Source organism: Aeromonas sp. R3-1, from assembly GCF_040908345.1.
GTDB classification, from domain to species: domain Bacteria; phylum Pseudomonadota; class Gammaproteobacteria; order Enterobacterales; family Aeromonadaceae; genus Aeromonas; species Aeromonas veronii.
Genome location: NZ_JBFODN010000063.1, coordinates 1 through 4,257, shown reverse-complemented (window position 1 = coordinate 4,257; position 4,257 = coordinate 1). Strand labels below are relative to the sequence as shown.

Below are 4,257 nucleotides of genomic sequence, written 5' to 3'. Positions count from 1 at the left end.
GCTACGCCGTCACCGGTCGCTCAAATGCTCGCTCAACCGAGCAGCGCATCCAGCCCGTTGGGGTCAAACAGCAGCTCCGGCTCCATCAGCACCAGCAACAGCAGTTGCTCGAACTCCACTGCAAACCGCTCGACCACCCGATCCGGATCCGGAACCAGCTTCTTGTCGGTGATAAGGCCAAGCTGCACCTTGTGATCGTAAGAGAGGATGGAGACGCCGACGCCGATATCCCCCGATTGCGGCACCCAGAACAGCGGCTGACGCAGTCTTGCGCCGGCCAGATAGAGGGTCTGCTGCGGGCCGGGCACGTTGGTGATCACCGCGCTGGCCTTGGCCGTGAGCAGCTCGACAGCCTGCTGTTGCACCGCATTGGGTGCCATGCCAAGGGCATGTAACAGGTTGAGCACTACCACGGGTTGCAGCGAGGTGCGCAGCGCCTGCATCCGGTCACGCACGGTATAGAGCCGCTGCAACGGGTGTTCAACATCCAGTGGCAAGTCCAGGGCCACCAGCCCGAAGCGGTTGCCAAGTGCCCCCTCATCGTCCGGTGCACGCATATTGACTGGCACCAGGGCGCGGATCTTGACCTTGTTGGCATCATCCCCCTTCTCCTGCAGGTAGTGGCGAAACGCCCCTGCGGTGGCGGCGATCAGCAGATCGTTGACCGAGCAGCCCAGAACCTTGCCCACTGCCTTGATATCCGGTAGATCAATTTGCTCCGACCAGGCCACCCGCTTGGTGCTGGTGGTCTTGCCACGCAGGCGGCAGGGTGAATCATCACCGAGGGTGGCGATATTGCACAGCTCGCTCGCCACATCCCGTCCGGTCTTGAGGTAATCCACCGCCTTGGTGGGATGGGTGACCACTTCGACATATTTGGACCAGAGGCTACCGGTCAGCTTGAGGCCGGCCCGCACCAGACGGCTGCCCTGGTGGCAATCCTCCTCATCCTCGTCATCGCTGTCATCCAGTGGCTCCGGTGACGGTGGTCGCGGCGCCCCTTCCGGGGTGTTATCCATCATGGTCAGCATGGCCCGCACCAGCGAGAAGCCGTCGCCCATGGCGTGGTGAATGCGCACCACCAGCGCTTGCCCACCCAGCGAAGTGTCGGTGAGGTGCATATCCCACAGGGGGCGCTGGTGGTTGAGCGGCGTCGAGGCGAGATCGGCCACCAGCTTCTCCAGCTCCAGCTTGCCCGCTTCACCCGGCAGGATCACTCGCTTGAGGTGCTGATCGAGATCGAAATCGGGATCATGACGCCAGTAGTAGGAGCCCCCCTCCAGCACGGCCCGCTGGTGGAAGCGGGGTTGCACCGAAATGGTATGGCGTAATCCGGCCCGCAGACGCGCTTCATCAAGTTCTCCTTCAAACATCAGGACACCGATGATCTGCATCAGGTTGTTGGGTCTGTCCATGCGTAACCAGGCGGTATCGACGCAGGAGATAAATTCACTCAGTGGCATGGTTGTTTCCCTACAAAATGAATTTACCGAGGCGGCAAATTGCTCCTTCCCTCATATCCGGATGAAGGCTTGATGCAATCAGAATGACATTAATGAGTGCCGACTCGAAATATGAAATAAAGATGAAAGATTACTTACAAAATAGAATCTAGACTTGGCCGGATAATAAATATGACAAACCATATGGCTTGCCAACTTATTTCAAACAGCCATCGTTTACAGCTGGTTTATTTAAAACCAGTGCAACGAAGAGTTTCAAACACGTTTGGGGCAAGGTAAGCGATTGTCGACATAATCGAGGATCTCTTGCTCCAGTACGCTGCGTACTGGTAACAGCATCAAACCAAGATGCACTTCCAGTTCCAGGGTATCTTCGTCCAGGGTGAGAGTGCCATGTACCCCTGAGCCGCGAAAGCGTAGCTCGGTCTCCTCTTCATCTGCCCATTCGCAATCGAGTTGATAGCTCTCGCTCATGTCCGCAGCGATGGCTTCGGCCGCGATCCGGGCGGCGGCCAGTCCCAGCGGATGCTGACGGCTGATCTGGATGGTAGAGAGTGCGCTGCTGCCAGCGAGCGAGTTGAAGAACATGGTCGTTACTCTGGGTCATAAGTTAGTTATTGATATTAAACACATGTTCACAACAAATGAAAGGATGGTTCACATAAATGGGACTCACTTAACAGAGTCGAGAGGGATGCAGGCCATCAGCGGGGCATGGCATTTATTCCCTCCCCCGTGCGCGCTACACTTGTCACGGAACGGTCAGCAAAAGCTGCTTGTTTTTCATTCACTTGTATCTTCGTATCACCCAATCCCCATCAATGGGCCCAAGGCCAGAGAGCTGTAGATGACGCATCAAGAACATGCCCACGACGACGATAGCACCCTGGGTCGGCTCTACCGCCTGCTCAAGCGGGTTGCAGCCTTGCGCGAGCAGATGCGTGCCCACCCGGAAGATCAGCAGGATCGGGATCGGCTACGCCAGTGGCAGGCCGACCGGTTGGGGCGAACCCATCGAGATCTACTGGAGAGTGACCGCTACGGCCCCGCCGCCGAGTTTTTCCTGACCGATCTCTATGGCCCCGGGGATTGCGCCCGCCGCGATGCGGACGTGATGCGGGTGATGCCGACCGCCGAGCGGCTGTTGCCGGAGTCCGGTCTCAAGGTGCTGGCGCAGGCGATCGAGCTTGATGCTCTCTCTGAAGAGCTGGACTACCTGATGGTGGTGGCGCTACGGCGCATTGATGGCATTGATCCCATCACGCCGGACCACTACACCATCGCCTATCGTGCCGTGGGTGAACAGGCGCGCCGGGAACATCAGATTGCGCTGGTGAGCGAGCTTGGGATGACGTTGGACAGACTGGCGAGAAAGCCACTGCTGGGGGCAACCCTCAAACTGGTGTCAGGTCCCGCCCATCTGGCGGGGCTTGGCGAGCTCTTCTCCTTTGTCGAGCGTGGTTATCAAGTGTGTCATCAGATGGGGCGTGCCAACGAGTTTCTCGAGACCATCGCCAGTCGTGAGACGGCGATCATGACGGCGCTCTTTAACGGCGACAGCAGTGCGCTGTGGTAAGGCTTATCGAGGGATAAGCCGCCAGAATAACAAAGCGGGCCGATGAGCCCGCTTTTCGTTTATCACTGCTTGCCGATATGTAGCCCAATACAAGACCGGTCAGATCACCAGCAGATCCATAAAGGCGTGTACCGGGGTGGCGGCAAGGCGCGGCCCATCCTGACAGAGGGCCAGAATATCGTTGACCCGTTTGGCCGGGAAGCGGGTGGCCAGATTGCGCTGGAATTTCTCCACCAGCAGCGGGATCCCCTCCTCCCGACGGCGACGATGGCCGACCGGATACTCCACCTCCACCTTGGCGGTGTGAGAGCCGTCCTTGAAGAAGATCTGGATAGCGTTGGCAATGGATCGCTTGTCTGCCTCCAGATATTCGCGGCTGTAACGCTTGTCCTCCTGTACCACCATCTTGCCGCGTAGCGTGTCGATGCGGGGATCGGCGGCGACATCGTCCTCGTAATCCTCGGCGATAAGGCGCCCGAAGATGAGCGGCACCGCCACCATGTATTGCAGGCAGTGATCCCGATCGGCCGGGTTGTTGAGGGTGCCGACCTTGCTGATGATGCGAATGGCCGACTCATGGGTGGTGAGTTCGATGCGGTCGATCTCCTCCAGACGCCCCTTCACCTGAGCGTGCAGCTTCATGGCGCACTCCACAGCAGTCTGGGCGTGGAACTCGGCGGGATAGGAGATCTTGAACAGCACGTTCTCCATCACATAGCTGCCGTACCCCTGATGCAGAGCGAACTGATTGCCCTTGAACAGCACGTCGTAGAAACCCCACTTGGGCGCGCTCAGTACGCCGGGATAGCCCATCTCGCCGCTCATGGTGATAAGGGCGAGGCGCACCGCGCGCGAGGTGGCATCCCCCGCCGCCCAGCTCTTGCGGGAACCCGCATTGGGGGCATGGCGGTAGGTACGCAGGCTCTGACCATCGACCCAGGCCTGGGAGACCGCATCGATCACCTGATCGCGGGTGCCCCCCAGCATATGAGTCACCACGGCGGTGCTGGCGACCTTGACCAGCACCACGTGATCGAGACCGACCCGGTTGAAGGAGTTCTCCAGCGCCAGCACCCCCTGAATTTCGTGGGCTTTGACCATGGCCACCAGCACATCGGCCATGGTGAGCGGCGCCTTGCCCTCGGCCACGCGAGTACGGGAGAGCCAGTCGGCAGTGGCCAGAATGCCCCCCAGATTGTCGGATGGGTGACCCCACTC

General features: G+C 59.3%; 4 protein-coding genes. 1 reads left to right on the top strand and 3 read right to left on the bottom strand.

Annotated elements, in window-relative coordinates:
• Positions 1-32 precede the first annotated feature (32 nt).
• Together AB5Y85_RS03650 and AB5Y85_RS03645 are read right to left on the bottom strand one after the other, a co-directional pair.
• The gene (locus tag AB5Y85_RS03650; RefSeq protein ID WP_236297193.1) at positions 33-1,463 is read right to left on the bottom strand and encodes a wax ester/triacylglycerol synthase family O-acyltransferase; all 1,431 of its coding nucleotides are present in this window, start codon (positions 1,461-1,463) and stop codon (positions 33-35) included.
• Positions 1,464-1,718: 255 nt separating this feature from the next.
• A complete protein-coding gene (locus AB5Y85_RS03645; protein ID WP_100645872.1) occupies positions 1,719-2,051 on the bottom strand; it encodes a polyhydroxyalkanoic acid system family protein in 333 nt (110 codons plus the stop codon).
• A gap of 259 nt (positions 2,052-2,310) precedes the next feature.
• Here AB5Y85_RS03645 and AB5Y85_RS03640 point away from each other — a divergent pair, with 259 nt between their 5' ends.
• A complete protein-coding gene (locus AB5Y85_RS03640; protein WP_257686937.1) occupies positions 2,311-3,039 on the top strand; it encodes a hypothetical protein in 729 nt (242 codons plus the stop codon).
• A 99-nt stretch (positions 3,040-3,138) separates the two neighbouring features.
• On the opposite strand, the gene AB5Y85_RS03635 is transcribed toward AB5Y85_RS03640, so the two are convergent.
• A partial coding sequence (locus tag AB5Y85_RS03635; RefSeq protein ID WP_368221204.1) for a bifunctional 2-methylcitrate dehydratase/aconitate hydratase occupies positions 3,139-4,257 on the bottom strand: 1,119 nt, incomplete at its 5' end.

Coding starts and splice junctions, on each gene's coding strand:
- AB5Y85_RS03645 (WP_100645872.1), bottom strand. CDS start 2,051: ATGTTCTTCAACTCGCTCGCTGGCAGCAGCGCACTCTCTACCATCCAG.
- AB5Y85_RS03650 (WP_236297193.1), bottom strand. CDS start 1,463: ATGCCACTGAGTGAATTTATCTCCTGCGTCGATACCGCCTGGTTACGC.
- AB5Y85_RS03640 (WP_257686937.1), top strand. CDS start 2,311: ATGACGCATCAAGAACATGCCCACGACGACGATAGCACCCTGGGTCGG.